Annotated in this window: 26 protein-coding genes; 16 read left to right on the top strand and 10 right to left on the bottom strand. The window is 70.6% G+C overall.

Annotation, left to right across the window (positions count from 1 at the left end; translation table 11 throughout):
• Nucleotides 1-12 precede the first annotated feature (12 nt).
• Nucleotides 13-888, top strand: coding sequence for a glucose-1-phosphate thymidylyltransferase RfbA (gene rfbA, locus ASG91_RS09395; RefSeq protein WP_056922395.1), 876 nt, complete (start codon nucleotides 13-15; stop codon nucleotides 886-888).
• Nucleotides 888-1,517 (top strand): dTDP-4-dehydrorhamnose 3,5-epimerase family protein, encoded by a 630-nt coding sequence (locus tag ASG91_RS09390; RefSeq protein ID WP_056922394.1) that lies wholly within the window; start codon nucleotides 888-890, stop codon nucleotides 1,515-1,517. The genes rfbA and ASG91_RS09390 overlap by 1 nt, the downstream gene beginning before the upstream one ends.
• A 132-nt stretch (nucleotides 1,518-1,649) precedes the next feature.
• Here ASG91_RS09390 and ASG91_RS09385 read toward each other — a convergent pair whose 3' ends face one another.
• The gene (locus tag ASG91_RS09385; RefSeq protein ID WP_056922393.1) at nucleotides 1,650-2,807 is read right to left on the bottom strand and encodes an NADP-dependent malic enzyme; all 1,158 of its coding nucleotides are present in this window, start codon (nucleotides 2,805-2,807) and stop codon (nucleotides 1,650-1,652) included.
• A gap of 305 nt (nucleotides 2,808-3,112) precedes the next feature.
• Here ASG91_RS09385 and ASG91_RS09380 point away from each other — a divergent pair, with 305 nt between their 5' ends.
• The 7 genes from ASG91_RS09380 (at nucleotide 3,113) to mctP (ending at nucleotide 9,032) form a co-directional block, all read left to right on the top strand.
• Complete coding sequence (locus tag ASG91_RS09380; protein ID WP_056922392.1) at nucleotides 3,113-4,027, top strand: ABC transporter substrate-binding protein; 915 nt, start codon at nucleotides 3,113-3,115, stop codon at nucleotides 4,025-4,027.
• The gene (locus tag ASG91_RS09375) at nucleotides 4,027-4,977 is read left to right on the top strand and encodes an amino acid ABC transporter permease (protein ID WP_056922391.1); all 951 of its coding nucleotides are present in this window, start codon (nucleotides 4,027-4,029) and stop codon (nucleotides 4,975-4,977) included. Before ASG91_RS09380 ends, ASG91_RS09375 begins: the two co-directional genes overlap by 1 nt.
• Nucleotides 4,977-5,864, top strand: a complete 888-nt coding sequence (locus tag ASG91_RS09370; protein ID WP_056922390.1) for an amino acid ABC transporter ATP-binding protein — start codon at nucleotides 4,977-4,979, stop codon at nucleotides 5,862-5,864. The genes ASG91_RS09375 and ASG91_RS09370 overlap by 1 nt, the downstream gene beginning before the upstream one ends.
• Complete coding sequence (locus tag ASG91_RS09365; RefSeq protein WP_056922389.1) at nucleotides 5,864-6,235, top strand: S24/S26 family peptidase; 372 nt, start codon at nucleotides 5,864-5,866, stop codon at nucleotides 6,233-6,235. Before ASG91_RS09370 ends, ASG91_RS09365 begins: the two co-directional genes overlap by 1 nt.
• Nucleotides 6,236-6,444: 209 nt before the next feature.
• Entirely contained in the window at nucleotides 6,445-6,843 is a 399-nt protein-coding gene (gene sodN, locus ASG91_RS09360; RefSeq protein ID WP_056922388.1) for a superoxide dismutase, Ni, read from the top strand.
• 207 nt (nucleotides 6,844-7,050) lie between these two features.
• On the top strand, nucleotides 7,051-7,359 hold the full coding sequence (locus ASG91_RS09355; protein WP_200961273.1) for a DUF3311 domain-containing protein: 309 nt from the start codon (nucleotides 7,051-7,053) through the stop codon (nucleotides 7,357-7,359).
• A complete protein-coding gene (gene mctP / locus ASG91_RS09350; RefSeq protein ID WP_056922387.1) occupies nucleotides 7,356-9,032 on the top strand; it encodes a monocarboxylate uptake permease MctP in 1,677 nt (558 codons plus the stop codon). The genes ASG91_RS09355 and mctP overlap by 4 nt, the downstream gene beginning before the upstream one ends.
• 140 nt (nucleotides 9,033-9,172) lie before the next feature.
• Here mctP and ASG91_RS09345 read toward each other — a convergent pair whose 3' ends face one another.
• From ASG91_RS09345 to ASG91_RS20635, 3 genes are read right to left on the bottom strand one after another with little or no spacing between them, the layout of a single operon-like run.
• Nucleotides 9,173-10,474 carry an HD-GYP domain-containing protein gene (locus ASG91_RS09345; RefSeq protein ID WP_056922386.1) on the bottom strand — a complete coding sequence of 434 codons (1,302 nt, stop codon included), beginning with the start codon at nucleotides 10,472-10,474 and terminating at the stop codon, nucleotides 9,173-9,175.
• Complete coding sequence (locus ASG91_RS09340) at nucleotides 10,474-11,934, bottom strand: HD-GYP domain-containing protein (RefSeq protein WP_082594064.1); 1,461 nt, start codon at nucleotides 11,932-11,934, stop codon at nucleotides 10,474-10,476. The genes ASG91_RS09345 and ASG91_RS09340 overlap by 1 nt, the downstream gene beginning before the upstream one ends.
• 40 nt (nucleotides 11,935-11,974) lie before the next feature.
• Nucleotides 11,975-12,127 carry a hypothetical protein gene (locus tag ASG91_RS20635; RefSeq protein ID WP_157582129.1) on the bottom strand — a complete coding sequence of 51 codons (153 nt, stop codon included), beginning with the start codon at nucleotides 12,125-12,127 and terminating at the stop codon, nucleotides 11,975-11,977.
• Between the two features lie 324 nt (nucleotides 12,128-12,451).
• Here ASG91_RS20635 and ASG91_RS21455 point away from each other — a divergent pair, with 324 nt between their 5' ends.
• A complete protein-coding gene (locus ASG91_RS21455; RefSeq protein ID WP_369791897.1) occupies nucleotides 12,452-12,526 on the top strand; it encodes a 50S ribosomal protein bL37 in 75 nt (24 codons plus the stop codon).
• A 109-nt stretch (nucleotides 12,527-12,635) separates the two neighbouring features.
• On the opposite strand, the gene rsrA is transcribed toward ASG91_RS21455, so the two are convergent.
• Nucleotides 12,636-12,923 carry a mycothiol system anti-sigma-R factor gene (rsrA, locus tag ASG91_RS09335; RefSeq protein WP_056922384.1) on the bottom strand — a complete coding sequence of 96 codons (288 nt, stop codon included), beginning with the start codon at nucleotides 12,921-12,923 and terminating at the stop codon, nucleotides 12,636-12,638.
• Nucleotides 12,920-13,570 (bottom strand): sigma-70 family RNA polymerase sigma factor, encoded by a 651-nt coding sequence (locus ASG91_RS09330; protein WP_056922383.1) that lies wholly within the window; start codon nucleotides 13,568-13,570, stop codon nucleotides 12,920-12,922. Before ASG91_RS09330 ends, rsrA begins: the two co-directional genes overlap by 4 nt.
• A 226-nt stretch (nucleotides 13,571-13,796) precedes the next feature.
• Here ASG91_RS09330 and ASG91_RS09325 point away from each other — a divergent pair, with 226 nt between their 5' ends.
• Nucleotides 13,797-14,339 (top strand): ferritin, encoded by a 543-nt coding sequence (locus ASG91_RS09325; protein WP_056922382.1) that lies wholly within the window; start codon nucleotides 13,797-13,799, stop codon nucleotides 14,337-14,339.
• A gap of 49 nt (nucleotides 14,340-14,388) precedes the next feature.
• On the opposite strand, the gene ASG91_RS09320 is transcribed toward ASG91_RS09325, so the two are convergent.
• Both ASG91_RS09320 and ASG91_RS09315 read right to left on the bottom strand, forming a co-directional pair.
• A complete protein-coding gene (locus ASG91_RS09320) occupies nucleotides 14,389-15,024 on the bottom strand; it encodes an alpha/beta family hydrolase (protein WP_056922381.1) in 636 nt (211 codons plus the stop codon).
• Nucleotides 15,021-15,917 (bottom strand): SOS response-associated peptidase, encoded by an 897-nt coding sequence (locus ASG91_RS09315; protein ID WP_056922380.1) that lies wholly within the window; start codon nucleotides 15,915-15,917, stop codon nucleotides 15,021-15,023. Before ASG91_RS09315 ends, ASG91_RS09320 begins: the two co-directional genes overlap by 4 nt.
• 103 nt (nucleotides 15,918-16,020) lie before the next feature.
• Between ASG91_RS09315 and ASG91_RS09310 the strand changes: the two genes are divergently transcribed.
• Genes ASG91_RS09310 through rsgA form a run of 3 tightly spaced genes read left to right on the top strand, consistent with a single transcriptional unit; the run spans nucleotide 16,021 to nucleotide 18,924 of the window.
• Nucleotides 16,021-16,560: a DoxX family protein gene (locus ASG91_RS09310; RefSeq protein ID WP_056922379.1), complete on the top strand. Its 540-nt coding sequence runs from the start codon at nucleotides 16,021-16,023 to the stop codon at nucleotides 16,558-16,560.
• A complete protein-coding gene (gene aroA / locus ASG91_RS09305; RefSeq protein WP_056922378.1) occupies nucleotides 16,547-17,875 on the top strand; it encodes a 3-phosphoshikimate 1-carboxyvinyltransferase in 1,329 nt (442 codons plus the stop codon). Before ASG91_RS09310 ends, aroA begins: the two co-directional genes overlap by 14 nt.
• Entirely contained in the window at nucleotides 17,872-18,924 is a 1,053-nt protein-coding gene (gene rsgA / locus ASG91_RS09300) for a ribosome small subunit-dependent GTPase A (protein ID WP_056922377.1), read from the top strand. Before aroA ends, rsgA begins: the two co-directional genes overlap by 4 nt.
• Here rsgA and ASG91_RS09295 read toward each other — a convergent pair.
• Nucleotides 18,846-19,442 carry a hypothetical protein gene (locus ASG91_RS09295; protein ID WP_056922376.1) on the bottom strand — a complete coding sequence of 199 codons (597 nt, stop codon included), beginning with the start codon at nucleotides 19,440-19,442 and terminating at the stop codon, nucleotides 18,846-18,848. The two genes, rsgA and ASG91_RS09295, sit on opposite strands and share 79 nt — an antisense overlap.
• Nucleotides 19,442-19,978, bottom strand: coding sequence for a hypothetical protein (locus ASG91_RS09290; RefSeq protein WP_157606272.1), 537 nt, complete (start codon nucleotides 19,976-19,978; stop codon nucleotides 19,442-19,444). Before ASG91_RS09290 ends, ASG91_RS09295 begins: the two co-directional genes overlap by 1 nt.
• Before the next feature lie 141 nt (nucleotides 19,979-20,119).
• On the opposite strand from ASG91_RS09290, the gene ASG91_RS09285 reads away from it, so the two are divergent.
• Nucleotides 20,120-20,653, top strand: coding sequence for a SigE family RNA polymerase sigma factor (locus ASG91_RS09285; protein WP_235545517.1), 534 nt, complete (start codon nucleotides 20,120-20,122; stop codon nucleotides 20,651-20,653).
• On the top strand, nucleotides 20,650-21,261 hold the full coding sequence (locus ASG91_RS09280; RefSeq protein WP_056922373.1) for a hypothetical protein: 612 nt from the start codon (nucleotides 20,650-20,652) through the stop codon (nucleotides 21,259-21,261). Before ASG91_RS09285 ends, ASG91_RS09280 begins: the two co-directional genes overlap by 4 nt.
• The last annotated feature ends 26 nt before the right edge of the window (nucleotides 21,262-21,287 follow it).

Genomic DNA, 21,287 nt, shown 5'->3' with positions numbered 1-21,287 from the left:
GGGTCGGGTCCCATGAAGGGCATCATCCTGGCAGGGGGGTCAGGCACGCGGCTGCACCCGATCACGCTCGGCATCAGCAAGCAGCTCATGCCCGTCTACGACAAGCCGATGATCTACTACCCGCTCTCGACCCTGATGATGGCCGGGATCCGCGAGGTGCTGGTCATCACGACCCCCGAGGACCAGGCGCAGTTCCAGCGACTGCTCGGTGACGGGTCGCGGTGGGGTGTCGCGCTGACCTTCGCCGTGCAACCGAGCCCCGACGGCCTCGCCCAGGCCTTCATCATCGGTGCCGACTTCATCGGCGACGACTCGGTGGCCCTCGTGCTGGGCGACAACATCTTCTACGGCACCGGCCTCGGCACCTCGTTGGCGGCGAACACCGACGTCACCGGGGGCCAGATCTTCGCCTACCACGTGACCGACCCGTCCGCCTACGGCGTCGTCGAGTTCGCCGAGGACGGCCGCGTCATCTCCATCGAGGAGAAGCCAGAGCACCCGAAGTCCTCCTACGCGGTGCCCGGTCTCTACTTCTACGACAACGACGTCGTCGCGATCGCCCGCGGCCTCGAGCCCAGCGACCGCGGCGAGCTGGAGATCACCGGTGTCAACGACGCGTACCTGCAGCGGGGCGACCTCACCGTCACCGTCCTGCCGCGCGGCACCGCGTGGTTCGACACCGGCACGTTCGAGGGGCTGATGGACGCCGCGCAGTTCGTGCACGTGGTCGAGGCCAGGCAGGGACAGAAGATCGGGTGCATCGAGGAGATCGCCTGGCGCAACGGCTGGCTCACCGACACGCAGTTCGCCGAGCTCGCGGCGTCGCTGCGCAAGAGCGGCTACGGCGCCTACCTGACCGGGCTCCTCGAAGAGGCCGGGGCCGGCTAGTGCAGATCCGCCCCCTCTCGATCGCCGACGCGTTCGAGGTCACCCCGCGCCAGTTCCCCGACGACCGGGGCGTGTTCCTCGAGTCGTTCCGCGGTGACCTCCTCGCGGAGGTCATCGGGCACCGCCCCCAGGTCGTCCAGACCAACATCTCGGTGTCGTCGCGCGGGACCGTGCGAGGCATCCACTTCGCCGACGTCCCGCCGTCGCAGGCGAAGTACGTCACCGCCCTGTCAGGCGCCCTCCTCGACTTCGTCATCGACCTGCGGGTGGGGTCGCCGACCTTCGGCCAGTGGGACTCGGTCCTGCTCGACACGGTCGACCGGCGGGCGGTCTACCTCGCTGAGGGGCTCGGGCACGCCTTCGTGGCGCTCGAGGACGACACCACGGCGATGTACCTGTGCACCGCGGCCTACAACCCCGGCCGGGAGCACGGCATCCACCCGCTCGACGCCGAGGTGGGACTGGTCTTCCCGGACGGTCTCGAACCCCTGCTGTCGCCCAAGGACGCAGCGGCGCCGTCGCTGGCCCAGGCCCTGGACGAGAACCTGCTGCCTTCCTACGGCGCCTGCCTGGCCCTGGCCCGCGAGCTCGCGGACCAGGACCAGGACCAGGACCAGGGCCAGGACTAGCTCCAAGGCTGGCTCCAGGGCTGGCTCCAGGGCCGGCCCCACGGCCCGCCCCACGGCCGGCCCCACGGCCGGCCCCACGGCCGGCTCCAAGCCGGCTCAAGGGCCGGTTCGAGGTCGGCTGCCGATCGGGGCTCAGGCCCCCTTCGACACCGCCGCCGCCACCGCGTCCGCCACCCCGGGGGCGAAGACGCTCGGCACGATCTCCTCGGCGGTGGGGTGCTCGACCAACCCGGCGATCGCGTGCGCCGCGGCCAGCTTCATGGCCTCGGTGACCTGCGCGGCACCGGAGTCCAGGGCGCCACGGAAGATCCCCGGGAAGGCCAGCACGTTGTTGATCTGGTTGGGGAAGTCCGAGCGCCCGGTGGCGACCACCGCGGCATACCGGGCAGCCACGTCGGGGTGCACCTCGGGAGTGGGGTTCGCCAGCGCGAAGATGATCGCGTCGGGTGCCATCCGGGCGACGTCCTCCTCCGGCACCTGCCCACCGGACACCCCGACGAACACGTCAGCGCCCGTGAGGGCGTCGGACAGCCCGCCGGACAGGCCGCGTGGGTTGGTGGTGGCGGCCAGCCGGCGCTTGTGGTCAGCGAGGTCGTCGCGATCCGGGGCGATGATGCCGCGCGAGTCGCACACCACGATGTCGGCGACACCGGCACGGGCCAGCAGCTTGGTCACGGCCACCCCGGCGGCGCCGGCTCCGGAGACGACCACGCGCAGCGACTCCAGCGAGCGGCCGACCACGGTCGCCGCGTTGAGCAGCCCGGCCAGGACGACGATGGCCGTGCCGTGCTGGTCGTCGTGGAAGACCGGGATGTCGAGGCGCTCCTGCAGCAGGCGCTCGATCTCGAAGCAGCGCGGCGCCGAGATGTCCTCGAGGTTGATGCCGCCGTAGGTGGGCGCGATCCGGGCGATGGCGTCGACCAGCTCCTCCACCGTGCCCGACTCCATGCACACCGGAACGGCGTCGACGTCCCCGAAGTGCTTGAACAGCACCGCCTTGCCCTCCATCACGGGCAGCGCGGCGAGCGGGCCGATGTCGCCGAGTCCGAGGACGGCGGTCCCGTCGGTGACGACCGCCACCGTGTTGGCCCGAGCGGTGTAGCGGGCGGCCAGCGTCGGGTCGACCGCGATCGCGCGGGAGACATCCGCCACGCCCGGCGTGTAGAGCAGGGCCAGGTCGGCGCGGTCCCGCAGTGGCTGCGTGGCGTGTACCCCCAGCTTGCCGCCCTCGTGCGCCCGGAAGACCGGGTCGGACGGGTCGAACAGCGGGTACGACGGGATGGCAGACATGGACGAGTCACCTCAAAAGGGGTCGGAGCTGCGAACAGAAGAAGTTGCTCACAGCAGAACTGCGTGGGGCACACACCGCGCACGGATCGAGCCGCGCGGTCGAACGACAGCCGGGTGTGGCCTCTCAAACGCAAGGTGCGGGGGTTACCCGCGAGTTCATGGTGGCACAACGGCGACCGCGAAACCACTGTCGTAACGCGAGTGTGACCCGCGTCGCCCCATCGGAGTGGCAGTATGCCGGTCAGTCCCCCACGTGGCGCCGCGCCCCTGCCCGCCACTCGCCATCGAGGAAGGAACCTCACCGCATGACCCACCGCCTTCGCCCTGCCACGCTCCTGATCGCGGGGCTGGCCACCGCCGGACTGGCACTCTCCGCCTGTGGATCCGACTCGCTGTCCACGAACACCAGCAGCTCGAGCAGCTCCACGACCAAGGCGACCGTCGACCAGGCCCTGGTGGCCAAGCTGCCCGCCAAGGTCAAGAGCGCCGGGAAGATCGTCATCGGCACGGACGCGACCTACCAGCCGAACGAGTACCTCGACACGGACGGCAAGACCGTCATCGGGATGGACGTCGAGCTCTTCGACGCGGTGATGGCCAAGTTCGGCATCAAGACCGAGTGGGTCCCGACCGGCTTCGACCAGATCATCCTGGGTGTCAAGAGCGGCAAGTACGACGTGGGCGTCTCGTCCTTCACGGTCAATGCGGACCGCGAGAAGGAAGCCACGATGGTCAGCTACTTCACGGCCGGCACCCAGTGGGTCACGCAGAAGGGCAACCCCAAGAAGGTCGACCCGGCCAGCGCGTGCGGCCTCAACATCGCGGTCCAGAAGGCCACCGTCCAGGCCGATGTCGACCTGCCCAAGCGCAGCAAGGACTGCACGGATGCCGGCAAGCCCGCCATCAAGCCGATCGTCGACGCCGACCAGGCCAAGGTGACGTCGGCCGTGCTGACCGGCAAGGCGGACGCCATGCTCGTCGACCTGCCGCCGGCCATCAGCGCCGTCGCGACGACCCAGGGCAAGCTCGAGCTGCTCGGTGAGCAGTACGACTCGGCGCCCTACGGCTACGTGCTCCCCAAGGACCAGACCGACTTCGGGCAGGCCATCGCCGACGCGCTCAAGTCGCTCGAGGCCGACGGCACGTACAAGTCGATCCTCACCAAGTGGAAGACCGAGGGCGGCGCGATCAGCGACTTCGCTGTGAACCCGCAGCCCTGATGTCCACCCCCGCCGCTGCAGCGGACCGGCCGGGCAAGATCCACGCCCGGCCGGTCCGGCACCCCTGGCGCTGGGTGGCGATCGCCGTGATCCTCGTGGTCGTCGCCATGATGGTGAGCTCGGTGGTCACCAACCCGAACTGGAACTGGTCCTTCGCGTTCGAGATCATGCAGCAGCGGCCGGTCATCGACGGGCTGTGGAAGGGGACCATCTTCGGCACCATCGGTGCGATGGTCCTCGGCATCGTGCTCGGGATCGCGCTGGCCGTCATGCGGCTGTCGACCAACCCGGTGCTGCGAGGGGTGGCGTTCGTCTACACCTGGTTCTTCCGGGCGATGCCGCGCTACGTCCTGCTGGCCATCCTCGGTGGCGCGATCGCGGTGCTCTACAACCCGATCGACATCGGCATCCCGTTCGGGCAGCAGCTGTCCAAGGCGCTCGGCCTCGGCAACGACCTGACCTTCTTCAGCTTCAGCTGGAACGACATCTCGTCCTCGATCTGGATCGGCATCCTGGGCCTCGGGCTCTCCGAGGCCGCCTACATGGCCGAGATCGCCCGCGCCGGCATCATGTCCGTGGACCGGGGCCAGACCGAGGCGGCGCACGCCCTCGGCATGCCCCCCGGCAAGACCATGCGGCGGATCGTGCTGCCGCAGGCGATGCGCGTCATCGTGCCCCCGACCGGCAACGAGACGATCGCCATGGTCAAGGACACCTCGCTGTTCATCGCCGCATCGATCATCACCGAGCTCTACTTCCAGGCCTACGGCTTCGGCTCGCGGAGCTTCCAGATCGTGCCCGGCTTCATGGCCGCCACCTTGTGGTACCTCATCGTGTGCTCGATCCTGATGGTTGGGCAGTACTACCTCGAGCGCTACTACGGACGCGGCTTCGGCGCCCCGTCCAAGGCCACCCGGCGCAAGCTCGACACGATCACGGCAGGTCACTGATGAGCACCGACACCCGCACCGGCTCCAGCACGGACACCGGCAAGAGCACCGGGGACCCCCTGGTCCACGCCGTCAACGTCACCAAGGCGTTCCACGGCAACGAGGTGCTCAAGGGCATCGACATGGACGTCCACCCCGGTGAGGTGGTCTGCCTGCTCGGCCCGTCCGGGTCGGGCAAGACCACCTTCCTGCGCTGTATCAACCAGCTCGAGTCGATCGACGGCGGCCGGATCTGGGTGGACGGCGACCTGATGGGCTACGAGGACCGCAGCGGGACGCTGCACCGGCTGACGGACAAGCGGATCGCCGCCCAGCGCCGTGAGATCGGCATGGTCTTCCAGCGGTTCAACCTGTTCCCCCACCTCACGGCGCTCGAGAACATCATGGAGGCGCCGATCCAGGTCAAGGGGGAGAAGAAGAAGGCGGTCCGCGAGCGCGCCCTCGCCCTGCTCGACCAGGTGGGGCTCAAGGACAAGCCCAGCGCCTACCCCGCCCAGCTCTCGGGCGGTCAGCAGCAGCGCATCGCGATCGCCCGGGCCCTCGCCATGCAGCCCAAGCTGATGCTCTTCGACGAGCCCACCTCGGCGCTCGACCCCGAGCTCGTCGGCGAGGTCCTCCGGGTGATGCGCCAGCTCGCCCAGGACGGTATGACCATGATCGTGGTGACCCACGAGATGGGCTTCGCCCGTGACGTGGCCGACCGCGTGGTCTTCATGGACGGTGGCGTGGTCGTCGAGCAGGGTCCGCCGAGCGAGGTGATCTCCAACCCGCAGCACGAGCGCACCCGCAGCTTCCTCCGGCGGATGCGGCAGGAGGAGGAGGCGCACGAGAAGGCCCTGGAAGAGGCCGCGCACCTCGCCGGCCTGGGCGACGAGGGTCCCGCCTGATGCCGGTGGGGCTCGGCGTCGTGGTCGTCCGCGGACGGTCCATGGAGCCCACCCTCCACACCGGTGACCGGATGCTCGTCCTGCGCGGCGCACCACCGCGGCTGGGCCGACTCGCCATCGTCCGGCTGCCCGACGACGACTCCGGGAACCCGCGACCGCTGGCCATCAAGCGGGTCACGATGCGCGACCCGAGCGACCGGCGGCGCTACTGGGTGGAGAGCGACAACCAGAGTGCGCTCGGTGTCGCCGACTCGTGGACGCACGGCATCGGCTCGCTGGCTCGCGAGCAGATCCGCGCGATCGTGCTCTTCCGGATCCCCCACCGGGTCCGCATCCCCGGCCCGCGCCGGGGTCGACCCGACCTCGGCTGAGTGAGCGGCTCCCCCGCGTCGCCACGGGTGGGAGCCGCTCTCGCGGCATACCCGTTCCGTATGCCGGGCAGCCCCGGGGGGTGCCGTGCGGCCCGCTGACCTGCGTTGTAGGGTCGAAGGCGCACGTGAAAGTTTCTGATCTCCTGCTACGCCCGGAAGTTCACATTTTCCTGCTACGCCCGGAGGTCCACCTCGCAGAAGGGATTCGCATGCTCTCCCGCATTTTCCGTACCACCGAGGTCAGCGCCCACTGCGACCTGCCCTGTGGTGTCTACGACCCCGCCCAGGCGCGCATTGAGGCCGAGTCGATCAAGGCGATCATCGCCAAGGTCGCCGACAACGACGACCCCGACTTCCGCACCCGCGCAGTCGTCATCAAGGAGCAGCGCTCCGAGCTGGTCAAGCACCACCTGTGGGTGCTGTGGACCGACTACTTCAAGCCCCCGCACTTCGAGAAGTACCCGGACCTGCACACGCTGTTCAACCAGGCCACCAAGCTGGCTGGCGCGTCGGGCACCAAGGGTGAGTTCGACGCCGCGAAGGCGGACGAGCTGCTCGCCAAGATCGACGAGATCGACAAGATCTTCAAGGAGACCAAGGCCGCCTGAGGCCCGCTCCAGCCGTTCGCCCGTCCCGCACCGCGGGGCGGGCGTTCGTCGTCCCGGGGGCCAGCCGACGGTGAGCCGCCGCGCGCCCGCCACCTGCGGGTTGGTGCTGAAGTGACCCCTGTTTTCTCCCACAGTTACCGACGAGTCGGGCATATCGTACGCACTGGCTGCCCTCCCGCAGCCGCCCACTCTCCATTGGAGGTCACGGTGAGCATCGACACCGACGTCGATCACGACACAGTCCCCCCTGCCAACAAGGGCCTGCTGGCCATTGCCGGCGTCCTGCTCGCCCTCCCACTGGTGGCGCTGGCCTGGGTCGGCAGCTACGCGCGCAAGGACCCCGAGCTCTGGGGGTTCCCCTTCTTCATCTGGTACCAGTTCCTCTGGGTCTTCCTCTGCTCCGCGCTGACCTTCACGGCCTACAAGCTGGTCCTCAGGGCCCGCCCGCACCGCCCCATGCCGGGCCACCGCGACGCTGAGACCCGCCGCCGCGACGACGAGGAGGCCGGCCGATGACCGCGCTCGCACCCGCCGTGACCGACTCGAGCGTCAACGGCGTCGCCCTGACCGTCCTCATCCTGCTCTTCGCGCTCGTGACCGGGATGGGCTTCTGGGCCACCCGGTGGCGCAAGGCCGACAGCATGGAGTCGCTCGACGAGTGGGGCCTGGGCGGTCGCCGCTTCGGCACCTGGGTGACCTGGTTCCTCCTCGGGGGCGACCTCTACACCGCGTACACGTTCGTCGCGGTCCCGGCAGCGATGTTCGCGACCGGTGCCGTCGCCGGGTTCTTCGCGGTCCCCTACACGATCGTGCTCTACCCGATCATCTTCATCTTCATGGCCCGCCTGTGGTCGGTCAGCCACCGGCACGGCTACGTGACGCCGGCCGACTTCGTCCGCGGGCGCTACGGCTCCCGTGGCCTGTCGCTCGCGGTGGCCGTCACCGGCATCCTCGCGACGATGCCCTACATCGCGCTGCAGCTGGTCGGCATCCAGGCCGTCCTCGAGGTGGCGGGTATCGGTGGCGAGAGCGTGCTGGCTCGCGACCTCCCGCTCTTCATCGCGTTCGCACTGCTCGCCGCCTACACCTACTCCAGCGGCCTGCGCGCTCCGGCGGTCATCGCGTTCGTCAAGGACGCCCTGATCTACCTCGTCATCATCGTCGCCGTGATCTACCTGCCGACGAAGTTCGGCGGTTGGGACGCGATCTTCGGTGCGGCCGAGAAGAAGATGGCGGCCCCCAACGCGATCGACGGCAAGCCCAATGGCGCGTTCATCCCGTCGCAGCAGCAGTTCGTCGCCTACGCCACCCTGGCATTCGGCTCCGCGCTCGCGCTGTTCATGTATCCCCACTCGATCACGGCGACCCTGTCGAGCTCGAGCCGCAACACGATCCGGCGCAACGCCTCGATCCTCCCGGCCTATTCGTTCGTGCTCGGCCTCCTGGCCCTGCTCGGCTGGGTCGCGATCGCGGCGGGCACCAAGCCGATCGGTCTCGACGGCAAGCCGAACGCCCAGCTGGTGATCCCCCAGCTGTTCGAGGACTCGTTCCCGAGCTGGTTCGCCGGCGTCGCCTTCGCCGCGGTAGCGATCGGGGCGCTGGTCCCAGCGGCGATCATGTCGATCGCGGCGGCCAACACCTTCACCCGCAACATCTACAAGGAGTGGCTCAAGCCCGACGCGACGCACGCCCAGGAGGCCAAGGTCGGCAAGCTGGTCTCGCTGCTGGTCAAGGCCTTCGCCCTGGTCTTCGTGCTGACCCTCGACAAGCAGAACGCGATCAACTTCCAGCTCCTGGGTGGCATCTGGATCCTGCAGACCCTCCCTGCCATCGTGTTCGGCCTCTACACGCGGTGGTTCCACCGGTGGGCCCTGCTGGCCGGCTGGGCGGCCGGCATGGCCTACGGCACCTATGCGGCGTGGGGCGTGGCGAACCCGCGCAGCAAGGTCGCGCACTTCGGAGGGTCCTTGGACCCGATCCCGGTGCTCGGCGACCTGGGCTACATCGCGATGACGGCGTTCGTCATCAACCTCGTGGTGGCCGTGGTCCTGACCCTCGTGCTGACGGCGATGAAGGTCGACGCCGGTCGCGACGAGACGATCCGGGGCGACTACTTCGCCGACGCGGGCGACCCCCGCGTGGAGAAGAACCTCGCCATGGACGCCCACCTCACCACGGGCACGCCCTAGCGACGCGGCTCCAGCAGGGCCGGGCGGTGTCGGGACGTGGTCCCGGCACCGCCCACTGCGTGGTCCGGCCGCCGCCGGCAGGTGGGCCGTGCGGTCCGCCAGGAGGCGGAGCAGGTATGCCGCGCTGCGGCTCGGCCGCGTCAGCCGGCCGGCAGGGGCGTGCGACCCCGACGGCGCTCGAGCACCCGGGTGAGCGAGTCGACCACCCGGGGGTCGTACTCGTAGCCCAGCCCGAGGTGGATCCGCTCCATCGCGCGGTCGTCGTTGCCACTGGGGGCACAGAGGTCGTCGTAGGCGTTGGCGACCTTGATGATGCGGCTCGACATCGGCAGCTCCTGCCCGAACTCGCGGACCTGCCGATAGGGAGTCGTCTGGGACTCGAGGATGGCTGCGACGTTGTCGAGCACCCCGGTGGTGCGGACGATCTCGGCGCCGTCGTGGGCGATTCGCTGCTGGTCGGCGGGGGCCGCCATCACGGTCGCGCCCTCGGGGATGGGGGCCCGCAGGGCGACCTGGCCGAGGTCGTGCAGCAGCGCGGCATACTCCAGGTCGGTGAGCTCGCGCTGGCCCATGCCCATGTCACGGCCGACGGCCACGGCGATGTCGGCGACCCGCTGGGCGTGCGACGTGCGGGTGTAGCCGGCCCGGTCGGTCAGCGAGGAGAGGGCCCCGATGGTCTGCCGGTACGTGGTGCGGATCGAGGCGTAGCGCTGGACGGCGAAGTAGGTCAGCAGCAGCGGGAAGAGGAACAGCGGCAGCGCGGCCACCCCGACGGCGAACTCGGCCAGGGCGATCAGGGCACCCGACGACACCAGGGCGGTGGCCAGCCCGCCACTGGACCGGACCTCGTCGACCACCGACCTGAGCAGCGGGGCGTGGTCGCGCCCGGCTCGCACGGCGGCCTCGAGCGTGAGGTCGACCAGCATGGCGAGCGCGCCGACGGAGAGCATCAGGACCGCCACGAGCCAGCGGTGGTCGGACCACTCCTCCTGCCACACGATCAGGGTGTGGCCGTTGAAGTCGACCGACCGGTAGACCACCGCCGCACTGGCTGCTGCGAGCAGACGGGCCGCCGTGCCGCCCCAGTGGCCCGACCCCGTGGCGAGGCGCAGGATCAGCAACCCACAGGCCATGCCCAGCGAGATGGTGGCCACCACGACGCTGGCGTCGACCTGCTGGTCGCCGGGTGCTGTCAACGCGGTGAACGACAGCCCCAGCGCTGCCGCTGTGGACATCGGCGCCGTCTCGCGGCCGGTCAGGATGGTCAGCCGCGCCGTCTCGCCCAGCGCGATGGCCACGAGGAAGATCAGCATCTCCAGGCCGACATCGCCGGCCAGGCCGCCGACCGAGTCACGCGCCAGCCACACGGAGACCACGACGCAGGCCCCGCAGAGGACCCCGATGGCCCCCCTCAGGTCGATGCGCCGAAGCCTCTCGCGCATCAGCGCACCTCTCCACCGGCGTGGTGCAGTCCTGCTGCAGCGCGTCCGGTGATGAGGGCGCGAAGCCGCTCGGTGGTGGCGATGTGGTCGGACACCTCGGGCTCGTCGTGGTCGAGGGCGACACCGGCCGAGGCCAGCTCGTCGGGAGTGCGCTCGGTGAGGCTCCACTCGTGGCGCGACAGCGCCTTGGCCAGCAGCTCGACGACCTGCGGGTCGAACTGGGTGCCGGACTGGCCACGTACGACCGCCAACGCGGCGTCGACGGGCAGGCCCGGACGGTAGGACCGAGCCGAGGTGAGGCACTCGAAGCCGTCCGCCACGGCGATCAGGCGGGCCGCCAGCGGGATCTGCTCGCCTGCGAGCCCGTCGGGGTAGCCCCGCCCGTCGTACCGCTCGTGGTGGTGGGCGATCCCGTCGACCGACCCGGAGAGGAAGTCGACGTCCTTGACCAGCTCGACGCCGGCCAGCGCGTGACCGGCCATGGTGGCGAGGTCGTCGTCGGTGTGGGCCTGGCGCGACCCCAGCAGCCGGGTCGGCATCGCCACCTTGCCGACGTCGTGGAGCATCCCTGCGGTGCGGATGTCCTCGATCTCCTTGTGGCCCAGCATCGCCGCCTCGGCCATCCACTCGCTCAGCTGGGCCACCCGCTCGCTGTGGCCGGCGTTGTGCGGCTCCTTGGTCTCGACGGCCGTCACCAGGGCCCGCAGCGTGCGCTCGTGCGCCTGCAGCTCGTCGCCGTACTGCGCGAACGCCCACCGCGCGACGAACAGCGGCGCGAGCACGAGGATCGCGCTGAACCAGCCCACCTGGGCCGGGATCCACAGCACGACGAAGAGGAACCCGATCAGGCCGTAGCCGATGTAGGCGGGCCCGGTGGTGGCCAGCAGCCCCCAGACCTGGGTGCGCAACGGGGTGGCGGTGGCAATCGTCTGGACGGCCGCGAGGAGCAGGGCGTTGACGAGGCACTGGGCGACATCGGCCGCCACGAGGGGCAGCCCCACCTCCAGCAGGAGGGTCGAGGCGGAGTGCAGGGTGGCCACGTCGGCACGACCACCGACGCCCAGGTAGACCAGCCCCCCGGCCGCGCCGATGAAGGCGAACATGCCGGTGTTGAACACCCGTGCGCGGTGGGGCATCTTGCGGAACCGCACGAGGTTGGCCCCGCCGCCGACCAGGGCCGCGCCTGCGGGGCCGGTGATGACGATCGAGGCAAGGACGACGATGCTGACGAAGGAGAAGCGGATCCGCGTCCCGACGAGGTTGTCCCGACCCAGCCAGCCCGCCACCGCGACCAGCACCAGGAGCACGAGGGCCGGAAGGTTGGTCGGCGGGCCCGCCACGAGCCACGACAGGGCAACGGCGACCAGCGCCAGGAGCCACACGAACCCGATGAACAGGGCAACGCGCAACGCACTCGTGTCGGCGCCCTCGGAAGAGGGGCTCGACGACGACGGACTCATGCCGTCAACCTACCGGCACGAGCACACGCTGAGGCGGAGCTCAGCCAGTCCAGGTCCAACCACGGTTGGCCTCGAGGCCGGTCCAGGTCCAGCCACGGTCGGCCATCGCCTTGGTGGGTCCGTCGGCGGGGGTCCAGACGAGCGAGTCGTCCTTGTTGAGGATGGACTCGAAGATGGTGGTGATCGCCTTCATGGCAGATGCTCCTTCTGTCTGATGCCCGACTCGTCCGTTCGGTTACTTCAGACCATCAGTTGTCCCTAGCCGCCAGGGGTGCGGTGCGTGGACAGGACTATGATGCCGGTCAACCTGTAGCCTTGGGACTTTCCTTGCCCCTTCTTTGCCAAACCTTGAACAAGCCGTCGCACCTTTTCGAGGCGTGCGTGGACCCTTTGGTTGGGGTTTGGCCGCAGAGATCCCGATTTCGGCTGTCGCGGACGGCAGCACCTCGAGCCTGTGAGACAATCGCCGTGCACCCGGTGCACATCGCGCCACACCACCACTGACGGAGTGACTCCCATGAGCAAGCGCGCCCGCAAGCGCCGCTCGCGCAAGGGCAACGCGGCCAACCACGGCCGCAAGCCCAACGCCTGAGCCCGCGCCAGACGCACGAGACGGGGCGGTCGAATCCAGTTGGATTCGACCGCCCCGTCTGGCGTCTGATGGCCTGCGTCGGCCCCCGGTGACGTGCGGTGGGTGCCAGCTACTCCGAGATCTGGATCTGGTAGCTGATGGTGGTGATCCGGGCCATGATCGAGGTGCGCAGCTCGACCGGGGCCTCCTCGCAGGCGCAGGAGCGCTTCACCAGCGCCTTGAGCGCGTGGTCGAGGTCGTACTCCTTCAGGCAGGGGCCGCACTCCTCGAGGTGGTGCTTGATCTTGACCGTGTCGGCGTGCGTCATCTCGCCGTCGAGGTACTCGTAGACCCGGTGCAGGACCTCGGAGCAGTCCGACCCCGCAGCCTCTCCCGGTCCCTGTTCTCCGCAGCTCATGAGTCCGCTCCCTGGGTCACGAAGCCGCGCTCGGCGGCATACTCCGTCAACAGCTCCCTCAGCTGGCGCCGGCCGCGGTGCAACCGCGACATGACGGTGCCGATGGGGGTGTCCATGATCTCGGCGATCTCCTTGTAGGCGAAGCCCTCGACATCGGCGAGGTAGACCGCCATCCGGAAGTCCTCCGGAAGCTCCTGGAGCGCCCGCTTCACCTCGGTGTCGGGCAGGTGGTCCAGCGCCTCCATCTCGGCCGACCGCAGGCCGCTCGAGCTGTGCGACTCGGCACGCGCGAGCTGGTAGTCCTCGATCTCCGCGGCGTCGGACTGCAGCGGCTCGCGCTGCTTCTTGCGGTAGGTGTTGATGTAGGTGTTGGTGAGGATGCGGTACATCCACGCCTTGAAGTTGGTGCCGGGCCGGTACTGGTGGAACGCGGCGAAGGCCTTGGTGTAGGTCTCCTGCAGCAGGTCCTCGGCGTCCGCCGGGTTGCGCGTCGTGCGCAGCGCGGCGGAGTAGAGCTGGTCGAGCAGCGGCATCGCCTCGCGCTCGAAGCGCCCTTGGCGCTCGGCGGGGGTCTCGCTGGCCACGTCGACCGTGGCGTCAGGGGTGGCCTCGTCGACGATGGTGTCGGTGGCGGGTGTCTCAGTCATTGCCCTCCAGCCTAGTCCCGCGGTCGCGGCGACAGGCTTCTCGGTCGTGGCGGACAGGCCCAGGGCGACAGGCGCGGTGAGCGCGGCGCCGCGCTCGGGCGGTGCGGTCAGGACGGGCACGAACTGGCTCCTGGTGGTGCATCGATGGGTTCGACCGCGTCGCGGTCGGTCCCTTGGTTCAACGGGGCGCCTGGCGTGGTCATTCCCACGCGCTACGGTTTCCGGTATGTCGCGCGCTCCGGAACCGTCCTTCGTCCAGCTGCTCACGGAGCAGGTACGCCACGAGTTCACCGCGAGCCAGCAGTACATCGCCATCGCGGTGTGGTTCGACGGGCACGACCTCCCGCGCCTGGCGACGCACTTCTACCTCCAGAGCGTCGAGGAGCGGAACCACGCCATGATGATGGTCCAGTACATGCTGGACCGGGACTGGGCGCTGACCGTCCCCGGCGTCGACGAGGTGCGCAACGAGTTCGGCAAGCCGCACGAGCCGATCGCGCTGGCGCTGGAGCAGGAGAAGTCGGTGACCGCCCAGATCGAGGCGCTGTTCCGGGCCGCCCGCACCGAGGGCGACGTCCTGGGTGAGCAGTTCATGCTGTGGTTCCTCAAGGAGCAGGTCGAGGAGGTGGCGGCGATGAACACCCTGCTGACCATCGCGCAGCGAGCCGGTGAGGACTGGTTCCAGATCGAGGACCACCTCGCCCGTGAGGCCGTGGGCGACGGCGGCAACGACGCCTCCGCACCGGCCGCTGCGGGTGGGGCGCTCTAGCCACCGGCTGGACCGAGCTCCACCCCGGCGCGCGGGTCGGCGAGCAGCCTCAGGCGAGGGTGCGCACGAACGCCACCGCGGCCGCGACCAGGTCGTCCGGCTTCCGGGTGAAGCCGTGGCCGCCCTTGACCCCGGTCACCCACGAGGGGTCCGGCAGCTCGGCACGCACCTCGGCGGGTGTGCCGAACGCGTCGCTCTCGCCCTGCACGACGTGCAGCGGTATGCCGTGGGGCACGGGTGCACGCAGCTCCCCCGCTCGCGAGAGCTCGGGCTTCCCGGGCGGGTGCAGCGGAAAGGCCAGGGCGAGCGCCGCATCGGCGCCCACCTCGTGCGCGGTGCGGAACGCGACCCGCGCCCCGTTGCTCTTGCCGCTCACGACCAGGGGTCTCGGCAGGGCGCCGCGTCCCGTGGTCAGGTGGGCGACCACCGGCAGCCACGCGGGGTCCTGGGTCGCGGCGGGTGGCGGCAGCTTGCGCCCGGCGACGACCCAGGCCTGCTCGACCAGGGCCACCGCCCAGCCGGCCTCGACCAGCCCGGTGGCGACCGCCGTCACGTCGCCCGCGCGGATGCTTCCGCCGGCGCCGTGGGTGAGGACGACCGAGCCGTGCGCCCGTGGCGGTCTCGCCAGGTGCACCCGCGCGGGTCCCAGCGGCGTCTCGACCTCGACCACTCGTGGGCTGCTCATGCGGGGTTGGGCCCTCCGGACGAGTCGGCGGCACCGGCGGCAGCGGCACCGATGATCTCGCCGGTCATCGGGTCGACGACGCCGTCGAGCTCGTCGAGGCCGGCCGGCTCGATGAGCTGGGGGCCGTTGCTGCGGTTGGACGAGACCGCCGCCCCGACGGGGTGCGCCTCGAAGCGTCCTGGCGACGCGAACGCGAGCAGCCGACCGACCTCGCCCGGGTCGGTGACGGCGGGGTCCAGCCAGGTGGCCCAGTCGTCGCGTTCGAGGACGAGCGGCTGCCGGTCGTGGATCCGGTCCAGGCCCGGCTCGGCCTCGGTGGTGATGATCGTGAAGGTGGTCAGCCAGGCCTCGGGGTCGTCCTGGTCGGCGATCTCGCGGTCCCGCCAGAACTCGTAGAGCCCGGCGAACGCCACCACGTCGCCGTCGGCCCGGTGCATGAAGAACGGCTGCTTGCGCGGGTTGCCCTTGGCGTCCGTGCTGACCGGCGACTTCTGCCACTCGTACCAGCCCTGGGCCGGCACCAGGCACCGGCGCGAGGCCGCCGCCTTGGCGAACGACCCCTTCTCCAGGACGGACTCCGCGCGGGCGTTGATCATCCGCATCCCGATCTTGACGTCCTTGGCCCAGCTGGGGACCAGCCCCCACGTCAGCAACCGCAGCTGGCGCACGGGCGCCGGCTCACCGGCATACCCCTCCGCGGTGTCGCGCGGCACGCGGGCCAGGACGACGGGCGCCTGCTTGCTCGGGGCGAGGTTGTAGTCGGGTGTGCCGGCCGGTGGCGACTGCGGGTTCTTGAGGATGCTGCGGGTCGGCTCCGCCGTGCGGTCCTGCTCCACCTCGAACTCCTCGATGAGCTCGTCGGGGTTTGCTGTCGCTGCGTATCGGCCGCACATGGTGGACAGGGTACGCAGCGACGCTGACCGGCCAATACGGTAGACAGGGAGGCGACGTGCGAACCGACCGACCGCACCCCCCAAGGCATCTCCAGGAGTGAACATGACCCTCGTCCGCCGCGTGGCCCGGCCGCTGCTCGCAGCGATCTTCGTCGTCCAGGGCCTCGAGCAGCTCCGTCACCCCTCGGCCCTCAAGCCGAAGGTGGCCCCCTTCGCCGAGCGGCTCGCTCCCCTGGGCCTGCCCAACGACCCCGAGCTCCTCGTGCGGGCCAACGGCGCCACCATGGTCGCGGGCGGCGCACTGCTCGCCACCGGTCGGGTGCCGCGCCTGGCCTCCCTGGCCCTCGCGGGCGCGCTCGTGCCGACCACCTATGTCGGGCACGCGTTCTGGGCCGAGACCGACCCGGCCGTGAAGCGCACCCAGCGGATCGGCTTCCTCAAGAACCTCGGGCTGCTCGGCGGCCTCCTGCTCGCCAGCGTCGACACCGAGGGCCGGCCCGGCCTCGCCTATCGCGCCGGGCTCGCCAGCGACTCCGCGAAGCGCACTGCCAAGAAGGCCAGGCGCGACGCGAAGCACGCCGCGCACGCCGCCCGTCGCGAGGCCAAGCTGGCGGCAGCCCAGGCGCACGATGCCCTCACCTGACCCATCGCCCGCCGCGCCGGCCGACTGGTCCACGCCCGCCGCGACCCGACCCGTCGACGCCGAGGTCGCCCTGCCGGGCAGCAAGTCCCTGACCAACCGCTTCCTCGTCCTCGCCGCCCTCGCCAACAGCCCGTCCCGGCTGCGGCGGCCGCTGCGGTCACGCGACACGCTCCTGATGGCGCAGGCCCTGCGTGACCTCGGGGCGGGCGTGGACGATGCCACCGGACCCGGCGCCCACGCCCCCGACTGGGTGGTCACGCCGGCGGCGCTCAACCGGGGCGCGCACGTCGACTGCGGCCTGGCCGGCACCGTGATGCGGTTCCTGCCTCCGGTGGCCGCCCTGGCCGACGGCCTGGTCACGTTCGACGGCGATGTGCAGGCACGCGTGCGGCCGATGGGCCCGGTGCTCGAAGCGCTGCGCGTCCTCGGAGCGACGGTCGAGGACGAGGGGCGCGGCACGTTGCCGTTCACCGTCCACGGCACGGGCCGTATGCCGGGTGGCACGGTCACCCTCGACGCCTCCGCGTCGTCCCAGTTCGTGTCCGCCCTGCTGCTCGCGGCCCCGCGCTACGACAACGGCGTGACGATCCACCACGTCGGCAAACCGGTGCCGTCGGAGCCGCACATCGAGATGACGATCGAGACCCTGCGGGACGCCGGGGCCATCGTCGACGACGGCGAGGCCAACACCTGGCGGGTCGAGCCGTCGGAGATCAACGGCCTCGACGTGCAGGTCGAGCCCGACCTGTCCAACGCGGCACCGTTCCTCGCCGCGGCGCTCGTGACCGGCGGACGCGTCACCGTGCCCGGGTGGCCCCAGCACACCACGCAGGCCGGTGACGCGATCCGCGACATCCTCGACGTCATGGGGGCCGACGTGTCCCTGTCCCGCGAGGGGCTGACCGTGTCGGGCAATGGCGACGTGGGCGGCATCGACGTCGACCTGCACGACGCCAGCGAGCTCACCCCCGTGGTGGCTGCACTTGCGGCGCTCGCCGACTCCCCCAGCGTGATCCGGGGAGTCGCCCACATCCGGGGACACGAGACCGACCGGCTGGCCGCCCTCTCCCGCGAGCTCGGCGCCACCGGCGCGACCGTCACCGAGACCGACGACGGCCTCCGCATCGTGCCGGGCGCCCTCACGGGTGGGCTGTTCCACACCTACGCCGACCACCGGATGGTCATGGCCGGTGCGGTCCTGGGCCTGCGCGCGCCCGGACTGGTCGTGGCGGACCCCGGCACGGTGGCCAAGACCCTGCCCGAGTTCGTCGACCTGTGGCACGGCCTCGTGGACCCCGGTGGTGACCGGGCGTGAGCCGACGCGCGTCGGACTACGACGAGAGCGACGTCCGCATCCGGCCGAGCCGCCGGGGCTCCCGGCCGAGGTCCAAGGACCGCCCCGCCCACGAGGACGCCGTGCCCGGGTTCGTCGTCGGCGTGGACCGCGGTCGCTACACCGTGCTGGTGGCGGCGGGCGCCGGCGGCAAGCGCCCGGACGGCAGGCCGTGGCCGGAGCGCACGGTCACCGCGATGAAGGCCCGCGAGCTGGGACGCAAGGGCATCGTCGTCGGCGACGACGTCGAGCTCGTCGGTGACACGACGGGCAACCCCGACGGCCTGGCGCGGGTCGTCCGCCTCACCCCGCGGCGCTCGGTGCTGCGTCGCACCGCGGATGACACCGACCCGGTCGAGCGGGTCATCGTCGCAAACGCCGACCAGCTCGTCATCGTCTCGGCGCTGGCCAACCCCGAGCCGCGACCACGCATGATCGACCGCTGCCTCGTGGCCGCCTACGACGCCGGACTCGACCCCCTGCTCGTGCTCACCAAGGCAGACCTGGCCGACGCCGACGCCTTCATGGCGAACTACGCACCGCTCAACGTCCGCAGCGTCGTGACCGCCACCGGGGAGACCGGCTTCGAGGGTCTCGAAGCCCTCCAGGAGCAGCTGGTCGACCGGATCAGCGTCTTCATCGGCCACTCCGGCGTCGGTAAGTCCACCCTCGTCAACGGGCTGGTCCCCGACGCCCGCCGGGCGACCGGGGTGGTCAACGACTTCACCGGTCGCGGTCGCCACACCTCCAGCTCCGCGGTCGCGCTACGGCTCCCCGATGGCAGCGGCTGGGTGATCGACACCCCGGGGGTGCGCTCGTTCGGCCTGGCCCACGTGGACCTCGCCCGGATCATCCAGCACTTCCCCGACCTGGAGCCCGGCACGGCCGAGTGCCCGCGCGGATGCACCCACGACGAGGAGGAGTGCGCCCTCGACGCGTGGGTGGCATCCGGTCAGGCGGGGCCGGCCGGCACCTCACGCCTGGAGTCGCTGCGCCGCCTGTTGCGGGCGCGCTCGGGCGACGCCGACTGATCGCGCTGCCCCAGCGGACCCAGCACCAGGTGGCCGGCGAAGGCCAATGCCGTTGACAGCACAGGCATCCCGATCAACAACCAGAGCTGGACCCGCGTCGGCGCCGACAGCATGGTGTCCTCGTCGAGTCGCTCCGTCCACCACAGCACCACCGCCGGGCCGGCCACGGCCAGGACCGTCCCCGCCCGCGCCAGCACACCGGGGCGGCGCAGCAGCGGGCCGGCGACGAGCAGTCCCGGCGCCAACGGCGCACCCTGTCCCGCGAAGAGGATCAGGCCCGGCAGGAACAGCAGCCGGAACCACCGTCGGCGTCCCGTGGCATGTCGCGCGCGCCAGGAGAGCCCCAGCAACAGGCCCAGCAGGCCGCTGAACCCGAGGATGATCGCCGTGCCCGCCCAGCTGAACTCCGGTGTCGTCGACACCAGGCGCATCCAGACCCGCGCGGCCGCGCCCCACGCCACCCCCAGGCCGAGGCCGATGAGGGCGGCACGGAGCACCGCGCGCCGGGAGCCTGTCATCACCACTCCACGGGCAGGCACGCGAGCCTCGCCCCCGCGGTCCCGTCTGCTGCCGTCGGGTTCGCGTGGATCACCACGGATCGCGGGCCGGCAGCCGGCGCCCACTCGACCCGGGCCATGCTCTGCCCGTTCCCGCCGTCGTTGATGGTCACGTCGAGCCAGATCTCGGTCTGGTCGTTCACCGTGGGCGGTGCCGTCGTCGAGTGGTTGTAGTGGCCGAGGGCTGCCGCGCCGTTGCCCGCGACGCAGGGACCGTTGTGCAGGTGGGCGCCGAACGTCCGGCCCGCAACTGCGGGGTCTGCTCCGTGCACGACGAAGACGGCCTGCGTCGAGTCGGTGCCGACCAGGGTCAGCTTGGCGGTCGCCCCGTCGAACGGTCCGGAGGCGGTCGGGGCGAAGTCCCTCAACCCACTGTTGAAGTTGAGCGCCACCCCCGCGACCGCAGGGGCGACTGCGGCGCCCACGCCGAGGATCGCCGCGCACGCCGCGGCGGTGGCCGTCCTCCGCCAAAGAGGTGATGACTGGATGTGTTCCATGGTGCTCTCCTTGCCCTGTGATGCCGTGGTGCTGACAACTCACTGACGCGACACCACGACGCGGTGGGTGACACGAGAAATTGCCGAAATTCGTTGTCACCCAACGGCTCTGCTCGTTCGTCTGTCGAGGTGATGGAATCTGTGGGCGTTTTGGAGGGTGGCACACGGGAGGCGTCGGCAGTCCCTGCTGCCGACGCCCTCGTCGCCGCGCTCTTCGCCGCCGAGGCATCGCGACTCGTCTCGCTCGCGAGGTTCTTCGTGGAGGACCGCACGGCAGCGGAGGACCTCGTGCAGGAGGCGTTCATCCGGCTGTCGCGCAGCGCACACCGGATCCGCGACCCCGAGCGGGCCGCTGCCTACGTGCGGTCGATCGTCATCAACCTGGCTCGCGATCACAACCGCCGCGGTCTCGTCTCGCTCCGGCACCGGCCGCCGGCCGTCCTCGACGAGCCCTCCGCGGAGGAGACCGCCGCCGCCCGCGAGTCACGGTCGGAGGTCGTCGAGGCGTTGCGCCGGCTGCCGCACCGGCAACGCGACTGCCTCGTCCTGCGTTACTACCTCGACCTCCAGGTCGAGGCCATCGCCACGACCCTTGGCATCTCCACCAACTCGGTCAAGACCCACCTGCAACGGGGCATGCGCGCCCTCGCGACCACCCTGGAGGAGAAGCAATGAGCACCCTCGAGGAACGCCTGCACGAGGCCCTCGTGAGCGAAGGGACCCGCGCCGAGCCGTCGCCGGACCTGTTCGCCCGCGTGGTCGCCTCGATCGACGACGATCGCGCCCGACGGCGCCGCCTGGCCCGGGTCGGGGCCCTCTGGCTGGTCGGGACTGCTGCCGTGACGGCAGCCGTCCTGACCCTCACACCGAGAGATGGGAAAGGACTGCACATGCCCTGGTGGATCCTGGAGGTGGGTACCAACCTCGCCCTGCTGGCCATCGCGTTGTGGCTGGGCCCGTTCATCAAGCGCTTCGGGCGGGCGTATGCCGCCGACGTGTTCCACGACAACCCGCTCACCGGCAAGAGCTACATCGTCCTGACCGACATCGTGTACTACCTGATCTTCGCCGCCTACATCCTCTTCAGCGTGCACGTGGCGCCGCAGAAGGACTGGCAGAACTCGATCTCGGGCAAGGTCACCGCGGAGCAGGTGACATTCGAGCTCGGGCGACTCGGCGGCATACTCCTGATCATCGGGATCCTGCACGGGCTCAACATCGTGCTGATGCCGCTGCTCGGGCGGATCTTCTCGCTGAACCGCCGGCTGCCCGGGCGGCCGTAGACCAGGGGGACGACGCGGTGCCGCCC

The sequence above is a fragment of the Phycicoccus sp. Soil802 genome (assembly GCF_001429605.1).
Classification (GTDB): domain Bacteria; phylum Actinomycetota; class Actinomycetes; order Actinomycetales; family Dermatophilaceae; genus Pedococcus.
The sequence above is the reverse complement of the archived record's forward strand: the minus strand, read 5'-3'. Positions and strand labels throughout refer to the sequence as shown.

Coding starts and splice junctions, on each gene's coding strand:
- ASG91_RS09340 (WP_082594064.1), bottom strand. CDS start 11,934: ATGAGTCCGTCGTCGTCGAGCCCCTCTTCCGAGGGCGCCGACACGAGT.
- ASG91_RS09385 (WP_056922393.1), bottom strand. CDS start 2,807: ATGTCTGCCATCCCGTCGTACCCGCTGTTCGACCCGTCCGACCCGGTC.
- ASG91_RS20635 (WP_157582129.1), bottom strand. CDS start 12,127: ATGAAGGCGATCACCACCATCTTCGAGTCCATCCTCAACAAGGACGAC.
- ASG91_RS09315 (WP_056922380.1), bottom strand. CDS start 15,917: ATGTGCGGCCGATACGCAGCGACAGCAAACCCCGACGAGCTCATCGAG.
- ASG91_RS09370 (WP_056922390.1), top strand. CDS start 4,977: ATGAGCACCGACACCCGCACCGGCTCCAGCACGGACACCGGCAAGAGC.
- ASG91_RS09310 (WP_056922379.1), top strand. CDS start 16,021: ATGACCCTCGTCCGCCGCGTGGCCCGGCCGCTGCTCGCAGCGATCTTC.
- aroA (WP_056922378.1), top strand. CDS start 16,547: ATGCCCTCACCTGACCCATCGCCCGCCGCGCCGGCCGACTGGTCCACG.
- sodN (WP_056922388.1), top strand. CDS start 6,445: ATGCTCTCCCGCATTTTCCGTACCACCGAGGTCAGCGCCCACTGCGAC.
- ASG91_RS09295 (WP_056922376.1), bottom strand. CDS start 19,442: ATGACAGGCTCCCGGCGCGCGGTGCTCCGTGCCGCCCTCATCGGCCTC.
- ASG91_RS09330 (WP_056922383.1), bottom strand. CDS start 13,570: ATGACTGAGACACCCGCCACCGACACCATCGTCGACGAGGCCACCCCT.
- ASG91_RS09325 (WP_056922382.1), top strand. CDS start 13,797: ATGTCGCGCGCTCCGGAACCGTCCTTCGTCCAGCTGCTCACGGAGCAG.
- ASG91_RS09280 (WP_056922373.1), top strand. CDS start 20,650: ATGAGCACCCTCGAGGAACGCCTGCACGAGGCCCTCGTGAGCGAAGGG.
- ASG91_RS09320 (WP_056922381.1), bottom strand. CDS start 15,024: ATGAGCAGCCCACGAGTGGTCGAGGTCGAGACGCCGCTGGGACCCGCG.
- ASG91_RS09290 (WP_157606272.1), bottom strand. CDS start 19,978: ATGGAACACATCCAGTCATCACCTCTTTGGCGGAGGACGGCCACCGCC.
- mctP (WP_056922387.1), top strand. CDS start 7,356: ATGACCGCGCTCGCACCCGCCGTGACCGACTCGAGCGTCAACGGCGTC.
- ASG91_RS09345 (WP_056922386.1), bottom strand. CDS start 10,474: ATGCGCGAGAGGCTTCGGCGCATCGACCTGAGGGGGGCCATCGGGGTC.
- rfbA (WP_056922395.1), top strand. CDS start 13: ATGAAGGGCATCATCCTGGCAGGGGGGTCAGGCACGCGGCTGCACCCG.
- ASG91_RS09380 (WP_056922392.1), top strand. CDS start 3,113: ATGACCCACCGCCTTCGCCCTGCCACGCTCCTGATCGCGGGGCTGGCC.
- rsrA (WP_056922384.1), bottom strand. CDS start 12,923: ATGAGCTGCGGAGAACAGGGACCGGGAGAGGCTGCGGGGTCGGACTGC.
- ASG91_RS09365 (WP_056922389.1), top strand. CDS start 5,864: ATGCCGGTGGGGCTCGGCGTCGTGGTCGTCCGCGGACGGTCCATGGAG.
- ASG91_RS09375 (WP_056922391.1), top strand. CDS start 4,027: ATGTCCACCCCCGCCGCTGCAGCGGACCGGCCGGGCAAGATCCACGCC.